The following is a 16,611-nucleotide window of genomic DNA, read 5'->3' on the forward strand; positions in this document are numbered from 1 at the left end:
GGGCCAAGCGCCGCGCAGATGCGCGGCGCTGTTGCGTTTCGATCAGGCCTTGACGACCATTGCGGGCGAAACCACGTCGATCCCCAGTGCCTTGCCTACAGCATAGTATGTCAACTGGCCGGCGTGCACGTTGAGGCCCGCCAGAAGGTGGGGATCGTCCTGGCACGCCTGCTTCCAGCCCTTGTCGGCCAGCGCCAGCATGAACGGCATTGTTGCGTTCCCCAGCGCGATGGTCGAGGTCCGTGCCACCGCACCCGGCATATTGGCCACGCAGTAGTGCATGATGCCATCCACCTCATAGATCGGATCCGCGTGTGTCGTTGCCTTGGAGGTTTCGAAGCAGCCGCCCTGGTCGATGGCAACGTCGACAAGCACGGCGCCCGGCTTCATGGTCGACAATTGCTCGCGGGTGATCAGTTTCGGGGCGGCCGCGCCCGGGATCAGAACGGCCCCGATCACCATATCCGCCGACTGGATCAGCTCGGCCGTAGCACCGGCGGTCGAGTACTGGTTCTTGAACCGGCCACCGAAGACGTCGTCCAGATAACGAAGGCGCGGCAGCGAACGGTCCAGAACGGTCACATCAGCGCCCATGCCCGCCGCCACCTGAGCCGCATGCGTGCCGACGACGCCGCCACCGATCACGACAACCTTGGCCGGGCCCACACCGGGGACGCCGCCCATCAGAACGCCGCGCCCGCCATTGGCTTTTTGCAGGGTCCACGAACCCACTTGCGGGGCCAGACGACCTGCGACTTCGGACATCGGGGCAAGCAGCGGCAGACCACCGTTGGAATCAGTTACCGTTTCATAGGCGATCGCCGTGCAGCCCGAGGCCAGCAGATCGTGGGTTTGCTCAGGGTCGGGCGCAAGGTGCAGGTAGGTGAACAGCAGCTGGCCTTTGCGCAGCATCTTGCGCTCGACCGCTTGCGGTTCCTTGACCTTGACTATCATGTCGGCGGTCGCGAACACCTCTTCCGCGGTGTCCACGATGCGCGCGCCTGCGGCGACATAGGCGTCGTTGTCAAATCCTGAACCCAGCCCGGCGCCGGTTTCGATGATGACCTCGTGACCACGGGCAACCGCTTCCTGCGCGGCGTTGGGGGTCATGCCTACGCGGAATTCCTGCGGTTTGATTTCCTTTGGGCATCCGATTTTCATGGGGCTCTCCATTCATAAACTGCACAAATTATGTGCAGAAAGCGGTGCAATTTCTGTGAAACTCGGTGCGCAACTGCGCTAATATGTGGGAAATTTTTCGATGAAATGAGAAAATCTTGCAACGGATGTGCGTGAATGTCACTTGATGCGACTGACCGAAAGATTCTGGCGGCCCTTCAGCGCAAGGGGCGTATGTCGAACGCGGAACTGTCCGAGCAGGTCAACCTGTCACCGTCGGCCTGCCATCGCCGGGTTCAGCGGCTTGAGGCGGAAGGCTATATCCGGGATTATGTCGCGCTGTTGAATGCGCGCAAACTGGGGGTGCCGACAACCGTATTTGTCGAGATCACCTTGCAGGGTCAGGCCGAGGAGGTGCTGGAGGCTTTCGAGCGGGCGGTCCGGCGCATTCCGGACGTTCTGGAGTGTCACCTGATGGCCGGGTCGGCGGATTATGTTCTGAAGGTGGTCGCCGAAAACACCGAGGATTTTGCGCGCATCCACCGCCAGTATCTGTCGCGCCTGCCCGGAGTTGCGCAAATGCAAAGCTCGTTCGCCCTGCGGACCGTTTTCAAGACGACCGCACTGCCTGTTTGACCCTGGTGCGGCAGTCTTGCCGATGCGGTTGTATCTGCCGTTGAGCCGGTTCAATATTGGCCTTCGGGGCGGGAAGAAGGTCGGCATGACATTGGCCGGTTACACGTACCCGATATGGTCCGAGACTGTTGAAAGATAAGGAGCAGGCCCTTGGCTGAAGACTATGAGAACACAGTCGACGATTGGCTGGAAGCCGAGTTGCAGGACACACTGGACGAGGATTTTGAGATCGAGTTCAGTGAACCCATGCTGTCGATGGAGGTCCGCAAGATCTATCGCGAACAGCATCCTGAAATGCTGGATCGCAAGGTCTATTTCCGCAACCTGTTGCGCCTGCAGGCCGAACTGATCAAGGTTCAGGACTGGGTGCAGCATACCGGCGCCAAGGTTTGCATCCTGTTCGAAGGGCGCGACAGCGCTGGAAAGGGCGGGGTAATCAAGCGGATCACCCAACGGCTGGACCCGCGGGTTGCACGTGTCGTTGCTTTGCCGGCCCCCAGCCGGCGCGAGCAGAGCCAGTGGTATTTTCAACGCTATGTGCCGCATTTGCCGGCGGCGGGTGAGATCGTTCTGTTCGACCGGTCGTGGTACAACCGGGCGGGCGTTGAACGGGTGATGGGCTTCGCCACCGAGGCCCAGGTCGAGCAGTTCTTTCAGGACGTTCCCGAATTCGAGCGCATGTTGGTTCGGTCGGGGATCATCTTGCTGAAATACTGGTTCTCGATCACGGACGAAGAACAGCAACTGCGCTTTCTGATGCGAATCCACGATCCGATGAAGCAGTGGAAACTGTCACCGATGGACCTGGAATCGCGGATCCGCTGGGAAGACTATACCAAGGCCAAGGAAGATATGCTGTTCCGAACCAACATTCCCGAGGCCCCCTGGTACATTGTCGAAGGCAACGACAAAAAGCGGGAAAGGTTGAACTGCATGGAGCATATTCTGACCAAGATTCCGTACGAAGAGGTGCCCCACGAAAAGGTCACTCTGCCGGATCGGAAATACAATCCCGAGTATGAACGGCGGGTTCTGCCGGACGAATTGTACGTGCCCAAGATTTATTGAAAGAAAGTGCCCCAGAATCGGGGCACTTTTTTCGGCCGCAACTGCCTCAGAAGATGAATGAGTCGCGGTCGAGATCAGCCAGCAAGGTATCCTCGAGGATCACCATGTGGCCTTTGCCATCGTCGATCACCACATCGTTGCCTGACTGAGAGATATGGTTGTTCATCAGATCCTTGTAGCTCTTGATGGCGGCGCTGCTGCGCAGGACAACCTGGTCGCCGTCTTCGAAATCGGTAACGCGGTTGATACCGTTGCTGAAGAAAAAGTCATCTGCGCCGGTGCCGCCGGTCATGATGTTGGTTCCGCTGCCGCCACGTAGAACGTCGTCACCCGTGCCACCCAACATCGTATCGTCGCCGGCCTGACCTTTCAGGATATCGCGATCATCGCCGCCTTCCAGAGTATCATTGCCCTGTCCGCCGAACAGCCTGTCACGGCCGCCTTCGCCGCGCAGAGTGTCATCCCCGGACCGCCCCAGAAGGGTATCTCGACCACTTTGCCCGGTCAGAGTGTCATCGCCGCCGCGCCCGTCCAGTCGCCCGGCTTTCCCGACTTCCAGGGTAAACCAGTTGTCTTCGGCATTCCCTTTCTTTCCGGGTTTGACAAAAATCTCCACAGGGCCGGCGGGTGTTGGGGCCGGGGCGGGGGATGGCAACGGAGTTCCTCCGCCGCCGGAACCGCCGGTATCCAGTTGGACCGCCGCCGAAGTCCGCGCGAAGTTCTGCGTGACCATGATGGCGTCGTAATTCACGCCGTTATGCAGGTATTTCCCGGTCTCGATCCCGATCCCGATCACGGCCACGTTCGGATCGAGTATGTTGGCCTTGTGGCCGGGGCTGTTCATTAGGCTGTCGTGCAGGTTCTGGACGTCATCGGCCAGACCTGGGGCACCGCGGACACTTTGCCATGCTATGTTTTCGGTCGCACGCCAGCTGCCTGAAAACACAAAGCCGGCATCTTCCATCCGATCCCACGGCTGGGACTTGCCGACACCCGTGTGGCTGAACTTGTCTACGTCCAGCATCCATTGGCTGTGATCCTCAGCGGCGTCGTTCAGCCTCAGTTCCAGCTGGACGGGCTGCAGGCCTCGGCTGGCGCGCTCGGCATTTATGAGCTCCAGCATTTGCCTTTCAAGTGAACTTGCGACTGACGCGATTCTGCCTCCATTGGATTGCGTTATTTTGAGGTGACATTAGTGGCGAGAATTTGGCGTAGAAAAGTCACAAATCTGCCGGGTGGAATCGGACGGCGAATTGCCACCAAAACTTGCTGATTCATGTGCGGCAACTTGCTGAGTGATGCCAGACGGCGTCAGTTTTCGGGCTTGGATTTGCAGGCACACCGGGGATTTGTTCCCCAGAAACGACAAACCCCCGGGCGATGCCTCGGGGGTCGTCAAATAGTGTCATCCAAAGCTGGACGAGGAAGATCTTAGAGCAGACCTTCGCGCTGGGCTTTCTTGCGTGCCAGTTTACGGGCACGGCGGATCGCTTCAGCTTTCTCGCGCGCTTTTTTCTCGGACGGTTTCTCGAAATGTTGCTTCAGCTTCATTTCACGGAACACGCCTTCGCGCTGCAGCTTTTTCTTCAGGGCACGAAGCGCCTGATCGACATTGTTGTCGCGAACACTAACCTGCATGTGGTTGTCACCACCTTTCTAGATAGAGTTGCAAGGAAATTGCAGGAGTTGGCCGTATAGCAAAGCGGACCTAACTTGTCTAGTACTGGGCCCAACAGTCGGAGGACCGCCATGACCGTGACCTATGAAGATGCAAAACAGCAATTGCTGGACGCAATTCTGACCCATGTTCCTTTTGATGGTTGGTCCGAAGAGAGCTTTCGCGCGGCCATTGCCGACTGCGATCTGGACGAAGGTCTGGCCCGTGTCATCTGCCCGCGGGGCGCCGTGGATTTGGCGCTCGCATTTCACGCCCGCGGGGACGCCGAGATGCTTGAACGGCTGAAGTCCGAGGACCTGAGCGATCTGAAGTTCCGCGACAGGATTGCCGCCGCAGTGCGCTTCCGCCTGCAGGCTGTCCCCGACAGGGAGGCGGTGCGACGAGGTGTGACTTTGTTTTCGTTGCCGTCATATGCAGCAGATGGCGCCAAAGCGGTCTGGGGCACCTGTGACTTGATCTGGGATGCGCTGGGCGACACTTCGGATGATGTCAACTGGTACACCAAACGCGCAACACTGTCGGGTGTGTATTCCTCGACGCTGTTGTTCTGGTTGGGCGATGACAGCCCGGACCACCAGCGGACATGGGAATTCCTGGATCGCCGCATTGCGGATGTGATGCAGTTCGAGAAGCTCAAGGCGCAGGTGAACAACAATCCGCTGTTGAAACCGTTCCTTGCGGTTCCCAACTGGCTGGCAAGTCAGGTCCGAGCGCCAGTCAGGATGCGAGCCGATCTGCCGGGTCTTCTGAACCCGCGCAAGTAACCGCCTGTTGCTGCTGGGCCTTTCCCGATTCGCCTGATACCCATTGCGCAAAGGAGTTTTGCCAATGCCCCAGATGATGCGCGCCATTGAGATCACCACGCCCGGAGGTCCGGACGTTCTCAAGCTGACGGAACGCCCCATGCCCGAGCCCGGTCACGGTCAGGTGGTTCTGAAAGTGGCCTATGCCGGCGTCAACCGCCCGGACGCTCTGCAGCGGGCAGGGGCCTATGATCCGCCGCCGGGGGCCAGCGACCTTCCTGGGCTTGAGGCTTCGGGCGAGGTGGTGGCCATCGGCTCCGGGGTCTCGGGGTTGGCACTGGGGGATCAGGTCTGTGCGTTGTTGCCTGGCGGCGGGTATGCAGAATACGTGGCGACACCGGCGGCACACTGCCTGCCTGTGCCCTCGGGCCTGAGCCTGAAGCAGGCCGCCTGCCTGCCCGAAACCTTCTTTACGGTCTGGTCAAACGTGTTCACTCGTGGTGGGCTGAAGGCTGGCGAACGGTTCCTTGTACATGGGGGATCGAGCGGGATCGGCACCACGGCCATTCAACTGGCCAACGCTTTCGGAGCCCGGGTCTTCGTGACGGCCGGTTCGGACGAGAAATGCCGGGCCTGTCTGGATCTGGGGGCCGAGAGGGCGATCAACTACAAGTCCGAGGATTTTGTTGCTGCCATGCGGGCCGAAGGTGGGGCGGATCTGATTCTCGACATGGTTGGCGGCGATTACATCCCTCGCAACGTCAAGGCGTTGGCCGAAGATGGCAGGCTGGTTCAGATCGCGTTTCTGCAAGGGCCCGTCGTTGAGTTGAACTTTGCGCTGATGATGGTCAAACGCCTGACCCTGACCGGCAGCACGCTACGGCCACAGAGCGATTTGGCCAAAGCACGCATCGCGCAGGATCTGCATGAGGCGGTCTGGCCGCTGCTTGAGGCTGGAAAAGTTGCCCCGGTCATGGACAGCGAATTTGATCTGGCCGATGCCGGCGCTGCGCATGCCCGCATGGAAAGCTCCGGTCACATTGGCAAGATCGTTTTGAAGGTATCAGGCTAGGCCTGTCAGCGCGCGGGGGTTGCCCCGCGCTTTGCTCAGGCGATGGCGCGTCTATACAAGTGCCATGTCGCGTGCCCCAAGACAGGCATTGCGACGATCAGGCCCAAAAGCAGCGGGATCGCACCAATAACCAGCAGCGCGGCGACGATGAAACCCCAGGTCAGGATCACGGTCGGATTGTGCCGCAGTACACGGACCGAGGTGACCACGGCCACAGGCAGGCCGACCTTGCGGTCAAGCAGCAACGGGAAGCTGACAACGCTGACGGCCAAGGCCACCAGAGCAAACAGAAATCCAACCGCCGATCCGACGATGATCATGGTCCAGCCGGGGCCGGTGGTCAGAGCCCGTGTCAGAAATTGGCCCAGCGTCTCTGGCGGCTGCGGACCCAGTGTTTCGATATAGATGCCGTGTGCCACCATCAGCCAGACCAGCAACAGCATGACAAGGTAAAAGGCCAGTGCCAGTATGGCGCCGAACGAGGGGGATCGAAAAACACCCAACGCGTCCAGCCAGTGAACCTCGTGCCCCTGTTCCCGCTTGCGGCTGATCTCATACAAGCCCAGTGCAGCGACCGGACCGATCAGCGCAAACCCGGCCACCAGAGGAGCCAGAAGTGGCACCATGTTGGCTTGCATCGCGAATCCGAACATCAAAAGCCCCGCGATCGGGTAGATCAGAACGATGAAAATGGCATCGGCCCGGATCGCCAGAAAGTCTTCGTATCCGGCGCGCAGGCACTCTCGCAAGTCTTGCAACGTCAGCGTTTGTACCGTCGGCAGATGCTGGGTGTCAGCGCTGCCGATGCCCGTTACGTTTTCAGCGATGTGATCGCTGGTCGCGCCGAGTTGCTGCGCGGTCCAACTGATCGGGTTTCCGATTGTCTTTGCCATTGTCATCCCTTTCCTTGGCGCAGGTGCGCCGCAGGATGCATCCGGCGAAAAGTTGCCCGTGGCCGGATGACCCGGCAACGCCTGACCCTAGTGTACCACAGTTTTTTCCAATCCTGGTTCACCCTTGCGAGATCGCCGGATTGCCCTGCGGCGCCGAAGTGATAGCTTGGATCCAGGCAAAAGGAGGTCAGCATGCAGAAAACGGCGCGTACCGTAGTCATTCACGAAACCGGCGGCCCCGAGGTGCTGAAGATCGAGGATAGACCGTTGGGAGACCCGGGACCGGGTGAAGTTCGGATCCGCCATCACGCCTGCGGTCTGAATTTTATTGATGTCTACCAGCGGACCGGTCTGTATCCGATGGAACTGCCGCACGCGCTGGGAATGGAAGCCGCCGGGGTGATCGAGGCGGTCGGCGAAGGCGTGACGCATCTGAAACCGGGCCAGCGGGCGGCCTATGCAGCGGTGCCGGCCGGTGCCTATTGCGAAGCGCGGGTGATGCCCGCGTCGCAGGTGTGTCCCTTGCCCGGCGGAATCTCATTCGAGACCGCGGCGGCCATGATGCTCAAGGGCTTGACGGTTGAATACTTGTTTCACCGCACCACGCCGCTGAAACGTGGTGATACGGTTCTGTTCCATGCCGCCGCCGGGGGTGTCGGCCTGATCGCGTGCCAGTGGGCCAAATCCGAAGGCATCAAGCTGATCGGCACGGCCGGGACCGATGACAAGTGCCGTCTGGCCCAGTTCAACGGCGCCACACACTGCATCAACTACCGGACCGAGGATTTTGCGTCCCGCGTGGCCGAGATTACCGGCGGCAAAGGGGTCGATGCGGTCATGGACTCTGTCGGTGCCGATACGTTCGAAGGCTCGCTGGACTGCCTCAAGCCATTGGGGATGATGATTTCCTTCGGCAATGCGTCTGGACCCGTGCCACCGTTCAACATCGGCATTCTTGGGCAGAAAGGGTCGTTGAAGATCACCCGGCCGACGCTGTTCACCCATATCGCGGACCATTCCGTGTGTCAGGCCATGGCCCGGCGGCTGTTCGGCAAGGTGGCGGGCGCCGAGGTCAAGATTCACATCGATCAACGCTTCGAACTGGATCAGGTTGCCGAGGCGCACCGCGCACTGGAGGCGCGGCAGACAACCGGAAGCACGATCCTGGTGCCATGAAAAAGGCCCGGCACGCCGTGCCGGGCCCGTTCGATTCTGCGCAAGGGATCAGAAGCGGTATGCCGCCCGGATCTGGAACGTGGTTGCATCCACGTCGACACCGGTCGAGTTGAAATTGTCGAACTCGTGGTACAGCAGCTCGCCCGCGATGCTGACATTCGGCGCGACGATCTGTTCATAGCCTGCGCCGATGAACCATCCATCGTCGCTGCCAAGCGTATCGGTTCCCGCATCCGCGTAACCGGCGACACCATACAGCAGCCCCTGCGGGTTGACCTTGTAGCCGGCGCGGGCTTTCAGCCGCCAGACGTCTTCGACCGTTGCGGCACCCGAAAGGTCGACATCAGACCAGTCATAGTCAAAGCCGCCGCCAACGACCCAGTCGCCCAGATCATAGTCGTAACCAAGGATCAGACCGCCGATGGCGCCGTCTCCGTCCACACCGGACAGGCTGGTGCCGATATCCGCGTAGCCGACCTGCGCACCCGCATAGAACCCGGTCCAATCGCCCGAGGACTGCGCCATGGCGGTGCCGGCTGCAAAAGTTGCGACGGTGGTCAAAAGTGCCAGTTTGCTCGTCATCTTGCTATCCTTTCGTTGGAAGTTATCTGCCTCGGCCTTTGGTTGGCCTGAAGGTTTGTATTGATCATTACGTTCCGGTCGGTGGACCGGATCATTGGTTTTTCGCTGTTATTCCGACCCGGATTTCCGCAAGGTCGGCGCCCGGCCGCCCTTTTGGAGTGTTGTTCTGATCAGATAGGTTCGGGGTCGTGGGGCTTCAAATCACGATCGGCGGCAGAAGCATTCTGCCGCCGATCCTTACCGCCAATTCAGCAGATTATTGCTGCAGTTCGGCCGGATCCTTGTCGGCGATCGTTTCCCAGTTGACGCTGGCTTTCTCGATGAAGCCGGGGATGTCGCCTTCCCAACGCTGCTGGATGTCTTCCGACAGGTTCAGGTACAACTTGTTGTCCACGATCTTCCAGTAGGTCGGATCGCCGTCAAACTTGAACCCCATGGCCGCTCCGAAGGCGCAGTAGCCGCCGTAGGCCGGCAGGTAGGCCTCGGGATTGGCTTCGAACGCGGCCTTGTTCTCTTCGGTGGCAAAACGGTACAGCGCATCGTTGTGCAACGCCGTGATCTTGTAGCTGCCTTTGGTCGGCTCGCCTTCAGTGAAATACGCCACCGGGTCGTAACCCTGCATCGCCAAACCGGTCGACGAGGCGTTGATTTCTACCCCGGCCGCCAGGGCCGAGCTTGCGATTGCCACAGACAGCGCAACGCCGCCCAACAGGGATTTGATCTTGTTCATGGTTCCACCTTTCGTGATCGGGCTGCCCGGCATGTCCAAGCGCGGGCGTTTCAGCACCGAAATTGCGTTTCGTGCACCCGGTAATTGAGCGTCACGAAAACTCAGGTGGGAAAGGCGGCGATCACGTTCAAAGCAATCAAACGTGAATGTGCAGAAATACCAGGCGGTCTGTTCGCAAGCGCAGATCGGTCTGCGGTTCAGCTGTCGGGTACCAGGGCCAGAACAAAGCGTACGACCTTGGCGGCAGGCATCTCGCAGGGGCGCAGCAAAGCGCCGCTTTGATCCGTCAGGTACAGGTTCATACTGATGTATTCCGCGCCACCCCGTTCATGGGCGACCAGCTTGTGCGATTTGCCGCCGGCCATCGCCAGCCGCGTGACCGAATAGCTTCGACCGTTTGCGGTTCCGGTGAACGAACCCGCCGGCAAGGCAAAGAATGAGTCCAAAAAGTCGGCCGGCGCGGTCACGATTTCCCGATCTTGGGCTCTGTTCCCGCCTTGATGCGGGCCAGATTTTCGCGGTGGCGCCAGTAAATCAGCAGCGTCAGAACGACGCCCAGCAAAAAGGTCGACCCGTCCGTCAGGATCATCACCCATGTTGTCGACAGGGCTGCCGCGGCCAGCGCGCCGAGGGACGAGATCCGCCAGATCGCAGCAGCGACCAGCCATGTCAGACAGCACGCAACGCCCACCCGCCAGTCCAGCGCCAGCCACAGGCCCAGGAAAGTTGCCACGCCCTTGCCGCCCTTGAAGCTCAGCCAGACCGGGTAGCAATGGCCGACAAAAGCCGCCAGCGCCGCGACCTGGGCGGCATCGTCGCCGGCCAGTGCCCGGGCCAGCAGGACCGCGACCACGCCTTTGCCGGCGTCGAACAGAAGAGTCAGTGCCGCCGCCGCCTTGCTGCCGGTGCGCAACACGTTGGTGGCACCAATATTGCCGGACCCGATCTGGCGCAGGTTGCCCAGTCCCATAACCCGCGCAACGATCATGCCATAAGGTACCGACCCCATCAGGTATCCGATCGCGGCCCAGATAATCAGTTGGGTCGTCGAGCTGTCGAAAACGGGCATCAGGATCTCCGGAAAATTTCTTTGCCTGCAACGTAGGTTGCGGCGACCTTACCCTGCATCCGCTGTCCGTCAAACGGGGTGTTCTGCGATTTCGATTTCAGCGTGAACCGGTCCAGCACGAAGGGCACATCCGGGTCGAACAGAACCAGATCGGCCGGGGCGCCCGCGCTCAGGCGGCCGCAGTCCAGCCCCAGTCGTTTCGCCGGATTCAGTGTCATGGCCCGGAACAGGGTCGGCAGGTCTAGTTGATCGGCATGATACAGGCGCAGTGCGGCCGGCAGCAGGGTTTCCAGCGCCACCGCGCCCGAGGCCGCCTCTTCGAACGGGAGGCGTTTGCTTTCCTCGTCCTGCGGCGTGTGCATCGAACTGATCGTGTCGATCAGGCCGGACCGAACGGCCTCGATAACCGCCTTCCGGTCGTCCTCGGAGCGCAGCGGCGGCTTGACCTTGAAGAAGGTGCGATAGTCGGCCACGTCCAGCTCGTTCAGCGTCAGGTGGTGGATCGAGGTGCCGGCGGTGATGTCCAGCCCGTTGCGCTTGGCCCGTTCCAGTGCGGGCAGGGCGCGGGCCGTGGTGATCTGATCGGCGTGATAGGCCGCGCCGGTCATTTCCAGCAAGGCGATGTCGCGGTCCAGCCCCATGCGCTCGGCCATGGGCGAAACGGCGGGCAGACCGCGCAGGGCGGCGAACTTACCGCTGGTGGCCGCTGCGCCATGGCTCAGCCCCGGGTCCTGTGGGTGGGCGATGACAAGCGCGCCGCAGGCCCGGGCATAGGTCAGCGCGCGGGAAAATACCTTGGTGTCCGTCACCACATGGTCGCAGTCTGTAAAAGCCACCGCGCCCGCATCCATCAGAAACCCGATCTCGGTCATCTCGCGCCCGTCGCGGCCCTTGGTCAGAGCGGCCATGGTCAGCACGTTGACGGGCGTGTCGGCCTGCGCGCGTCGGGTGACGAACTCGAGCGTTTCCGGCGTGTCGATCGCAGGCAGGGTGTCGGGGCGGGTGACCATTGTGGTCACGCCTCCGGCCGCGGCGGCAAGGCCCGCGGATTTGTAGCTTTCCTTGTGTCGCTCGCCCGGCTCGCAGACCTTGACGCCGATATCGACGATGCCGGGGGCCAGACACTGACCGCCGCAATCAATCACCTGCGCGTCCGCCTCGGGCGCCGGACCGTCGCCGCTGGCCAAGATGCGCCCGTCGGCCACATGCAGCCAGCCCAGGGCGTCGGATCCGGCTTCGGGGTCGATCAGGCGGGCGTTGGTGAAGATCAGGTTGGTCATGCCATTGCCCTTTCAATCGCGGCTTTGGTGGCGGCCGGGTCGGCCCGGTACTTGATCAGGTGCTTGTCGCCGCCTTTGGTGACGATCTGCACGAAGCTGCCCATGATATTCACGGCCGCGATCTGGTTCAGCGGCACGCTGCGCCCGCCGGGTCCGGTCAGGGTGGTGTCGGTCATCTGCCAGTTGGCCACCAGTTCCTCCGAGGCCAGGTACCACGCCCGGACGCCCACCGCCGCCAAACCGGCCGGGGCGCCGGTCCAGACATAGGGATTTCCGATCAGCCACAGCACGAGCATCGCCCCCGCCATCGCGCCCACGGCCAACCAGGCGTTGGTACGGACATAGGCGCCCTTGTCCGGCGCAAAGGTCACAGGATCAGCCACAGAGCACCTCCGATGACCAACAGGATGATCAAGGCAAGCAAGGCCGATCCCGTCCGGCGGGGTTGCTCGCTCGAAACTGGATTTTGCGCGGCCGAGTAAGGTCGGGCGCTTTCGGTCTCGATGGCGCCACCGCTCCAGTTCGTGGCCTCTTCGGTGTAAAGGCCTATCAGGCGCAGGCGCGGGTCGGGGCTCAGCGTGGCCGCGCGCGCGCTCAGGGCCGCGCTGCGCAGCACCAAAACCCAGCCGTCGACCGACTCCAGTTTGGCCCGGTCCAGCTGGTCCTCGGACACGCCGCAGCCCTCGCTGAGATAGCCGTAGAGGCCCAGGTCCTCGAGGTCGGACACCGGAAACACGTCGATCTGCTCGGGGTCCAGCCCAGTGACGCCAAGGATCTGGTCTGCCGCGCCGGGCTCGCGCAGGAACTTCGCCTCTTCGGGGCGCATGTCCAGCGCGAACAGGCGGATCACGCCGCGCTCGCCAGTCGAGATGTCCAGATCGCTCATGCCTCCTCCTTCAGGTTGCGGGCCAGCAGTTCCATCGCGGCCATGCGCACGGCGACGCCCATCTCGACCTGCTCCTGGATGACCGAGCGGTTGATGTCGTCAGCCAGCGTGCCGTCGATCTCGACCCCGCGGTTCATCGGGCCGGGATGCATCACGATGGCGTCCGGCTTGGCCAGCGCCAGCTTGGCGGCGTCCAGGCCATAGCGGTGGTAGTATTCCCGTTCCGACGGGATGAACCCGCCATCCATCCGCTCTTTCTGAAGGCGCAGCATCATCACCACGTCCACGTCGCGCAGGCCCTCGGTCATGTCGTCATAGATCTCGGCCCCGAATTCGGCGAATTGCGCAGGCACCAGCGTCGGCGGGCCGATCAGGCGGATGCGGTTTTCCATCTTGCCCAGCAGGATCAGGTTTGACCGCGCCACGCGGGAATGGGCCACATCCCCGCAGATCGCCACGTTCAACCGGTGCAGCCGCCCCTTGGCACGCCGGATGGTCAGCGCATCCAGCAGCGCCTGCGTGGGGTGCTCGTGCCGCCCGTCGCCGGCGTTCAGCACCGCGCAGTTGACCTTCTGCGCCAGCAGGTCTACCGCGCCCGAATGCGGATGCCGCACTACCAGCAGGTCGGGATGCATGGCGTTCAGCGTCATCGCCGTGTCGATCAGGGTCTCGCCCTTTTTGATCGAACTGGCCTGCATCGCCATGTTCATCACATCCGCACCCAGCCGCTTGCCCGCCAATTCGAAACTGGCCTGCGTGCGGGTCGAGTTCTCGAAGAACATGTTGATCTGGGTCAGCCCCGCCAGAACGTCCGAGTGCTTGGCCGATTGCCGGTTCAGATCGACGTATTTTTCGGCCAGGTCCAGAATGGCGGTGATGTCGGATTGGGACAGATGCTCGATGCCAAGTAGGTGACGATGGGCGAAACGCATGGGCCGGGCTCCTGTCTGACAGTCGCGCCGCTTATAGAAAGCGCAGCGCGTCGGGGCAACTGGAGTCAGTCCCCATCGGGCAGTTTCTCGCATCCGCCTTCGGGCAGGCACCGCTCGCCGGGTCTGCACCACTTGCCGTATCCGCAATCGACGGACTTTCTGGGCACGCAGCCCTGATTGGCCGAGCATTTGAACCCGGTGCGGCATTGCGATCCGGTCTCTGCGCACAGATACCAGCCGGGGCGCGTACAGCCGCCGCCCGGCAGGCAGGTCGAACCGGCTGCGCAGGTCCGCCCGTCGTCGCAGGGTGTTGCCGGTTTCGGTGAGGGGTCGAAATCCGGCGAACTGCGCTCGCATTCGCCGCGCGCGTTGCAGAAGGACCCGCTGGGGCAATCCAGCCGCGAGGCGCATTTGTTCGCGCCCGCGGGCGCACATCGGGTGCCCCCGGCCACGCATTTCTCGAACGGTCCGCAGGACCGCCCGCCGCCGCAATAGGTGCCCCCGGCCTGAATGCAGAACCCGTCATAGCTGCAGCGCTGGCCGACCGAGCAGCATTTCAGACCGCACTGAAACTGGCCCCCACGGCATTGGCCTTGATTGTTGAGAAACGACTGCGCCTCCGACCCGCCGGGCAGCAGGGCGAACAGAGTGATCAGCAGAAGGCCCAGGGTTCGCGTCATGACGGGGACCATCGTCGGCCCGGCAATGCGCCAAGGCAAGGCCAATTTGCTTTCCCTTCCCGCAAAGCTGAGTAGATTGATGGTCATGGAATCGGCCCTTGACCCTTACACCGCGCGTGCCCTGCTGGAATGGCAGGTTGAGCTGGGCGTAACCGACGCGATCGTCGACGCGCCGGTTGACCGCTATGCATTGCCGGATACCGCGCCAAAGGTCAAAAAATCCGCCGTAGCGCAGCCCGCAGTGCAGAAGCCCGCCAAGGCGGATCCGGTGGTCGAGGCAAAGAAGGCTGCGTCTGCGGCATCGTCTCTGGATCAGCTGCGCGCCGCTATGGAGGCGTTCGAACACTGCGATCTGAAGCGTGGCGCGCGACAGTTGGTCTTTGCTGATGGGACACCCGGTGCGCCGGTCATGATCGTCGGTGAGGCCCCGGGCCGTGACGAAGACCGCGCTGGAAAGCCGTTCGTTGGCCGCGCCGGGCAGCTGCTGGATCGGATGCTGGCCGCGATCGATATGGACCGCGCCCAAAACGTCTACATCACCAATGTCCTGCCGTGGCGTCCGCCGCAGAACCGGGACCCGCGGCCGGACGAGATCGCGATGATGCAGCCGTTTTTGGAACGGCACGTGGCCCTGTCCAAGCCAAACGTCCTGGTGGTGATGGGCAATATCAGCTGCCAGGCGGTTCTGAACAAGCGCGGCATCACGCGGCTTCGCGGGCAGTGGGATCAGGCGCTGAATCTGCCGGTTCTGCCCATGCTGCACCCCGCCTATCTGCTGCGCCAGCCCCATGCCAAGCGCCAGGCCTGGGCCGATCTGTTGGATCTGCGCGCATATTTGGAGAACAAGGAATGAAGATTCTGGCCTTTTCCGACCTGCACATGGCCCGCAATCGGGCTGCGGAACTGGTGGCAGCCAGCGTCGAAGCTGACCTGGTGATCGGCGCGGGTGACTATTGCAACATGCGTCAGGGTCTGGACGAGGCGATGGATATGCTTTCCGGCATTTCCGCGCCGATGGTTCTGGTTCCCGGCAACGCCGAAAACGCCGAGGAGCTGGCGGCAGCTGTGCCGGACGGCGTGCATGTGCTGCACGGAACAGGGATGACCGTGGACGGGCTGCGCCTGTTCGGACTTGGCTATGGCGTACCGGTCACGCCATTTGGTGACTGGTCCTGCGACCTGACCGAAGCCGAGGCGGCAGAGCTGCTCAATCGCTGCGCATCGGCGGACATCCTGATCACGCATGCCCCGCCCAAGGGCAAAGGCGACCGGACCTCGCAGGGGCAGTCGATCGGATCGAGCGCGGTGCGCGACGCGGTGGAACGGATTCAACCTGACTTTGCTCTGTGCGGTCATATCCACGACAGCTGGGGTTATCGCGGCGAGATCGGTCGCACCCGGATCGCGAACCTGGGGCCCAAGGTGAATTGGTTCGAGGTCGATCCATGATCGAATACGCAACGCTGTTGACCTTCATCCCAGCCGCCATAGCGCTGAACATGACGCCGGGGGCTGACATGATGTTCTGCTTCGGGCTTGGGCTTCGGTCGGGCGCCCGATCGGCCATCGTGGCCAGTGCCGGTGTCTCGACTGGTCTGATGGTTCATGTTCTGCTGGCTGGGCTGGGACTTGGCGCGGCGGTCGCGACTATGCCCTGGCTGTTCGACGTCATTCGCTGGCTGGGCGTGGCCTACCTGCTGTATCTGGCCTGGGGCACCATCCGGAACGGTGCGGTCCGGACTGACGCTCCAATGCAGCCTTCGGGCCATGCCTTTCGCGAGGGGATGCTGGTCAACATGACGAATCCCAAGATCATTCTGTTTGTTCTGGCTTTCATCCCGCAATTCGTATCGCCGGCCAACGGATCGGTTCTGGCTCAGTTTCTGCTGCTGGGCGCGATCATCGCTGTGGGCGGGTTCGTCGTGAATGCCCTGGTGGGGTCATTTGCCGGCGGCGCCGGGCGAGCGCTGATTTCAAGCCCGCGGGCGTCGCGAATTCTCGGCTGGGTCAGTGGCGGCGTGTTCGTCGCGCTGGCGGCCCGGCTGGCCATCATGGAAAGAGCCTGAC

The 16,611-nt window shown here is 62.0% G+C and carries 21 protein-coding genes; 8 read left to right on the forward strand and 13 right to left on the reverse strand.

Translation table 11 applies throughout. From position 1 onward, the window contains the following. Nucleotides 1–42: 42 nt before the first annotated feature. A complete protein-coding gene (ald, locus tag GOW72_RS16370; protein ID WP_170367578.1) occupies nucleotides 43–1,161 on the reverse strand; it encodes an alanine dehydrogenase in 1,119 nt (372 codons plus the stop codon). 135 nt (nucleotides 1,162–1,296) lie between these two features. On the opposite strand from ald, the gene GOW72_RS16375 reads away from it, so the two are divergent. After that, on the forward strand, nucleotides 1,297–1,755 hold the full coding sequence (locus GOW72_RS16375) for an Lrp/AsnC family transcriptional regulator (protein ID WP_093963556.1): 459 nt from the start codon (nucleotides 1,297–1,299) through the stop codon (nucleotides 1,753–1,755). Between the two features lie 150 nt (nucleotides 1,756–1,905). Further along, nucleotides 1,906–2,823 (forward strand): polyphosphate kinase 2, encoded by a 918-nt coding sequence (ppk2, locus tag GOW72_RS16380; protein ID WP_170360005.1) that lies wholly within the window; start codon nucleotides 1,906–1,908, stop codon nucleotides 2,821–2,823. A 46-nt stretch (nucleotides 2,824–2,869) separates the two neighbouring features. Here the strand turns inward: ppk2 and GOW72_RS16385 are convergent, their stop codons facing one another. Both GOW72_RS16385 and rpsU read right to left on the reverse strand, forming a co-directional pair. After that, nucleotides 2,870–3,946 carry a CAP domain-containing protein gene (locus GOW72_RS16385; protein ID WP_170367579.1) on the reverse strand — a complete coding sequence of 359 codons (1,077 nt, stop codon included), beginning with the start codon at nucleotides 3,944–3,946 and terminating at the stop codon, nucleotides 2,870–2,872. Between the two features lie 308 nt (nucleotides 3,947–4,254). Beyond that, entirely contained in the window at nucleotides 4,255–4,461 is a 207-nt protein-coding gene (rpsU, locus tag GOW72_RS16390) for a 30S ribosomal protein S21 (RefSeq protein WP_005614280.1), read from the reverse strand. A 111-nt stretch (nucleotides 4,462–4,572) separates the two neighbouring features. On the opposite strand from rpsU, the gene GOW72_RS16395 reads away from it, so the two are divergent. Next, a complete protein-coding gene (locus GOW72_RS16395) occupies nucleotides 4,573–5,265 on the forward strand; it encodes a COQ9 family protein (protein ID WP_170367580.1) in 693 nt (230 codons plus the stop codon). A gap of 64 nt (nucleotides 5,266–5,329) precedes the next feature. After that, nucleotides 5,330–6,316 (forward strand): NAD(P)H-quinone oxidoreductase, encoded by a 987-nt coding sequence (locus GOW72_RS16400; RefSeq protein WP_170367581.1) that lies wholly within the window; start codon nucleotides 5,330–5,332, stop codon nucleotides 6,314–6,316. Between the two features lie 35 nt (nucleotides 6,317–6,351). Here GOW72_RS16400 and GOW72_RS16405 read toward each other — a convergent pair whose 3' ends face one another. Continuing rightward, entirely contained in the window at nucleotides 6,352–7,209 is an 858-nt protein-coding gene (locus tag GOW72_RS16405) for a DUF2189 domain-containing protein (protein ID WP_170367582.1), read from the reverse strand. Nucleotides 7,210–7,401: 192 nt separating this feature from the next. Here GOW72_RS16405 and GOW72_RS16410 point away from each other — a divergent pair, with 192 nt between their 5' ends. After that, the gene (locus GOW72_RS16410; RefSeq protein WP_093963552.1) at nucleotides 7,402–8,385 is read left to right on the forward strand and encodes a quinone oxidoreductase family protein; all 984 of its coding nucleotides are present in this window, start codon (nucleotides 7,402–7,404) and stop codon (nucleotides 8,383–8,385) included. A 48-nt stretch (nucleotides 8,386–8,433) separates the two neighbouring features. Here the strand turns inward: GOW72_RS16410 and GOW72_RS16415 are convergent, their stop codons facing one another. From GOW72_RS16415 to GOW72_RS16455, 9 genes are all read right to left on the reverse strand, one after another. After that, on the reverse strand, nucleotides 8,434–8,967 hold the full coding sequence (locus tag GOW72_RS16415; protein ID WP_093963551.1) for an outer membrane protein: 534 nt from the start codon (nucleotides 8,965–8,967) through the stop codon (nucleotides 8,434–8,436). A gap of 256 nt (nucleotides 8,968–9,223) precedes the next feature. Then, nucleotides 9,224–9,697, reverse strand: coding sequence for a YHS domain-containing (seleno)protein (locus GOW72_RS16420; RefSeq protein ID WP_093963550.1), 474 nt, complete (start codon nucleotides 9,695–9,697; stop codon nucleotides 9,224–9,226). 197 nt (nucleotides 9,698–9,894) lie between these two features. Next, the gene (locus GOW72_RS16425; RefSeq protein WP_170367583.1) at nucleotides 9,895–10,164 is read right to left on the reverse strand and encodes a hypothetical protein; all 270 of its coding nucleotides are present in this window, start codon (nucleotides 10,162–10,164) and stop codon (nucleotides 9,895–9,897) included. Beyond that, nucleotides 10,161–10,766: a glycerol-3-phosphate 1-O-acyltransferase PlsY gene (plsY, locus tag GOW72_RS16430; protein WP_170360019.1), complete on the reverse strand. Its 606-nt coding sequence runs from the start codon at nucleotides 10,764–10,766 to the stop codon at nucleotides 10,161–10,163. The genes GOW72_RS16425 and plsY overlap by 4 nt, the downstream gene beginning before the upstream one ends. After that, entirely contained in the window at nucleotides 10,766–12,046 is a 1,281-nt protein-coding gene (gene pyrC, locus GOW72_RS16435; RefSeq protein WP_170367584.1) for a dihydroorotase, read from the reverse strand. The genes plsY and pyrC overlap by 1 nt, the downstream gene beginning before the upstream one ends. Continuing rightward, complete coding sequence (locus GOW72_RS16440; RefSeq protein ID WP_342355395.1) at nucleotides 12,043–12,429, reverse strand: hypothetical protein; 387 nt, start codon at nucleotides 12,427–12,429, stop codon at nucleotides 12,043–12,045. The genes pyrC and GOW72_RS16440 overlap by 4 nt, the downstream gene beginning before the upstream one ends. Further along, nucleotides 12,414–12,932: a hypothetical protein gene (locus GOW72_RS16445; RefSeq protein ID WP_170367585.1), complete on the reverse strand. Its 519-nt coding sequence runs from the start codon at nucleotides 12,930–12,932 to the stop codon at nucleotides 12,414–12,416. Before GOW72_RS16445 ends, GOW72_RS16440 begins: the two co-directional genes overlap by 16 nt. After that, nucleotides 12,929–13,864, reverse strand: a complete 936-nt coding sequence (locus GOW72_RS16450; protein ID WP_170367586.1) for an aspartate carbamoyltransferase catalytic subunit — start codon at nucleotides 13,862–13,864, stop codon at nucleotides 12,929–12,931. Before GOW72_RS16450 ends, GOW72_RS16445 begins: the two co-directional genes overlap by 4 nt. 65 nt (nucleotides 13,865–13,929) lie before the next feature. Further along, nucleotides 13,930–14,631, reverse strand: coding sequence for a scavenger receptor class F, member 2 (locus GOW72_RS16455; RefSeq protein WP_244952462.1), 702 nt, complete (start codon nucleotides 14,629–14,631; stop codon nucleotides 13,930–13,932). Between GOW72_RS16455 and GOW72_RS16460 the strand changes: the two genes are divergently transcribed. Genes GOW72_RS16460 through GOW72_RS16470 form a run of 3 tightly spaced genes read left to right on the forward strand, consistent with a single transcriptional unit; the run spans nucleotide 14,630 to nucleotide 16,610 of the window. Continuing rightward, nucleotides 14,630–15,397 (forward strand): uracil-DNA glycosylase, encoded by a 768-nt coding sequence (locus tag GOW72_RS16460; RefSeq protein ID WP_170367587.1) that lies wholly within the window; start codon nucleotides 14,630–14,632, stop codon nucleotides 15,395–15,397. The two genes, GOW72_RS16455 and GOW72_RS16460, sit on opposite strands and share 2 nt — an antisense overlap. Next, complete coding sequence (locus GOW72_RS16465; RefSeq protein WP_170367588.1) at nucleotides 15,394–15,993, forward strand: metallophosphoesterase family protein; 600 nt, start codon at nucleotides 15,394–15,396, stop codon at nucleotides 15,991–15,993. The genes GOW72_RS16460 and GOW72_RS16465 overlap by 4 nt, the downstream gene beginning before the upstream one ends. Next, the gene (locus tag GOW72_RS16470; protein WP_170367589.1) at nucleotides 15,990–16,610 is read left to right on the forward strand and encodes a LysE family translocator; all 621 of its coding nucleotides are present in this window, start codon (nucleotides 15,990–15,992) and stop codon (nucleotides 16,608–16,610) included. Before GOW72_RS16465 ends, GOW72_RS16470 begins: the two co-directional genes overlap by 4 nt. The last annotated feature ends 1 nt before the right edge of the window (nucleotide 16,611 follow it).

Source organism: Ruegeria arenilitoris (assembly GCF_013032855.1).
GTDB classification, from domain to species: Bacteria; Pseudomonadota; Alphaproteobacteria; order Rhodobacterales; family Rhodobacteraceae; genus Ruegeria; species Ruegeria arenilitoris.

What these genes read in the sequence shown, in the direction of transcription:
- GOW72_RS16420 (WP_093963550.1), bottom strand. Translation starts at nt 9,697, where the DNA reads ATGAACAAGATCAAATCCCTGTTGGGCGGCGTTGCGCTGTCTGTGGCA.
- GOW72_RS16455 (WP_244952462.1), bottom strand. Translation starts at nt 14,631, where the DNA reads ATGACCATCAATCTACTCAGCTTTGCGGGAAGGGAAAGCAAATTGGCC.
- GOW72_RS16385 (WP_170367579.1), bottom strand. Translation starts at nt 3,946, where the DNA reads ATGCTGGAGCTCATAAATGCCGAGCGCGCCAGCCGAGGCCTGCAGCCC.
- GOW72_RS16405 (WP_170367582.1), bottom strand. Translation starts at nt 7,209, where the DNA reads ATGGCAAAGACAATCGGAAACCCGATCAGTTGGACCGCGCAGCAACTC.
- GOW72_RS16375 (WP_093963556.1), top strand. Translation starts at nt 1,297, where the DNA reads ATGTCACTTGATGCGACTGACCGAAAGATTCTGGCGGCCCTTCAGCGC.
- GOW72_RS16465 (WP_170367588.1), top strand. Translation starts at nt 15,394, where the DNA reads ATGAAGATTCTGGCCTTTTCCGACCTGCACATGGCCCGCAATCGGGCT.
- GOW72_RS16395 (WP_170367580.1), top strand. Translation starts at nt 4,573, where the DNA reads ATGACCGTGACCTATGAAGATGCAAAACAGCAATTGCTGGACGCAATT.
- rpsU (WP_005614280.1), bottom strand. Translation starts at nt 4,461, where the DNA reads ATGCAGGTTAGTGTTCGCGACAACAATGTCGATCAGGCGCTTCGTGCC.
- pyrC (WP_170367584.1), bottom strand. Translation starts at nt 12,046, where the DNA reads ATGACCAACCTGATCTTCACCAACGCCCGCCTGATCGACCCCGAAGCC.
- GOW72_RS16415 (WP_093963551.1), bottom strand. Translation starts at nt 8,967, where the DNA reads ATGACGAGCAAACTGGCACTTTTGACCACCGTCGCAACTTTTGCAGCC.
- GOW72_RS16450 (WP_170367586.1), bottom strand. Translation starts at nt 13,864, where the DNA reads ATGCGTTTCGCCCATCGTCACCTACTTGGCATCGAGCATCTGTCCCAA.
- plsY (WP_170360019.1), bottom strand. Translation starts at nt 10,766, where the DNA reads ATGCCCGTTTTCGACAGCTCGACGACCCAACTGATTATCTGGGCCGCG.
- GOW72_RS16445 (WP_170367585.1), bottom strand. Translation starts at nt 12,932, where the DNA reads ATGAGCGATCTGGACATCTCGACTGGCGAGCGCGGCGTGATCCGCCTG.
- GOW72_RS16460 (WP_170367587.1), top strand. Translation starts at nt 14,630, where the DNA reads ATGGAATCGGCCCTTGACCCTTACACCGCGCGTGCCCTGCTGGAATGG.
- GOW72_RS16410 (WP_093963552.1), top strand. Translation starts at nt 7,402, where the DNA reads ATGCAGAAAACGGCGCGTACCGTAGTCATTCACGAAACCGGCGGCCCC.
- ald (WP_170367578.1), bottom strand. Translation starts at nt 1,161, where the DNA reads ATGAAAATCGGATGCCCAAAGGAAATCAAACCGCAGGAATTCCGCGTA.
- GOW72_RS16470 (WP_170367589.1), top strand. Translation starts at nt 15,990, where the DNA reads ATGATCGAATACGCAACGCTGTTGACCTTCATCCCAGCCGCCATAGCG.
- GOW72_RS16400 (WP_170367581.1), top strand. Translation starts at nt 5,330, where the DNA reads ATGCCCCAGATGATGCGCGCCATTGAGATCACCACGCCCGGAGGTCCG.